The sequence below is a fragment of the Arthrobacter sp. NQ4 genome, assembly GCF_029077345.1.
Taxonomy (GTDB): Bacteria; Actinomycetota; Actinomycetes; order Actinomycetales; family Micrococcaceae; genus Arthrobacter.
The window spans coordinates 1-1,116 of sequence record NZ_JARETC010000029.1; the positions used below are offsets into that span (position 1 = coordinate 1).

Below are 1,116 nucleotides of genomic sequence, written 5' to 3' on the forward strand. Positions count from 1 at the left end.
TGTACTAACCCGGTTGGTTGGTGACGCGGCTGGCGGGTGAGGCGCCTTTGAGTGCAGTGTGTGGCCTGCGCTGATTGTAGTACTCGATGAAGTCGGGGTAGCAGGATTGCCGTTCGGCTTCTGAGCTGTAGGCCTTGGCGTAGGCCCATTCCTCTTGCAGGATGCGGTTGAAGCGTTCGACTTTACCGTTGGTTTGGGGCCGGTAGGGGCGGGTGCGTTTGTGTCTGATCCCGGCTTCGGCCAGGACAGCTGCGAAGGCTCGGGAGCGGTAGCAGGCGCCGTTGTCCGTGAGTACTCGTTGGATCTTCACGTCGTGGGCAGCGAACGCGGCGATGGCGTTGGTCATGAACGCCGACGCGCTCTCCTTGGTTTCGTCCGGCAGGATCTCGGAGTATACGAACCGGGAATGGTCATCCACGGCGTGGTGCAGGAAGGTGTAGCCCCGGACTTGGCCGCGGTCCTTTGGCTGGCCTTCGGAGAGGTTCCGGGCCCGGGAGTTCGCTTCACCTTGCACCCGCCCGTGGACGCGGTGTCCGCCGCCGTTGGGGATGCGTCCGAGCTTTTTGATGTCTACGTGGATCATCTCCCCTGGCCAGGCGTACTCGTATCGGTGGGCGCGGTCCCGGCCGCGGATCCTGATCCCGGTGGCAGGGTCCGTGAATCGGAGCGGTGGGCAGAGGTAGCGGACCAGGATGCGGTGCACCGTGGAGATGTTCAGATGCAAGTGGTAGGCAATCCGCGCCGGACCCCACCGTCGGTTCACCCGCAGCCCCAGCACGCGCCGCTCGGTGCGCACCCGGGTCCTGTGCGGGCAGCTCAGCGGCCGGCTCCTGCGGTCTTCCAGCCCGTCTTCACCGAGTTCCCGGTAGCGGCGGGACCAGCGTGCCGCCGTTGGCACAGAGACGTTGAACCGCTCGGCAGCCCGGCGCAACGGCCAGCCATCAACCACGATGCACCGGGCCAGCTGCAGACGCCCCGCATGAGCCAAAAACGCGTTACGGTGGGACACGAGGACCTCCTGGTTTGTGTTCGCTCTCGACAAGCACCACACAACACCCGGAGGTCCTCTTATTGCTTCAAATCAACCCAGTGTCACCAACCTGGCGGGACAGTACA

The 1,116-nt window shown here is 64.4% G+C and carries 1 protein-coding gene; it reads right to left on the reverse strand.

From position 1 onward, the window contains the following. Positions 1 to 4 precede the first annotated feature (4 nt). A complete protein-coding gene (locus PUN51_RS20620) occupies positions 5 to 1,009 on the reverse strand; it encodes an IS481 family transposase (RefSeq protein WP_275182382.1) in 1,005 nt (334 codons plus the stop codon). Positions 1,010 to 1,116 lie beyond the last annotated feature (107 nt).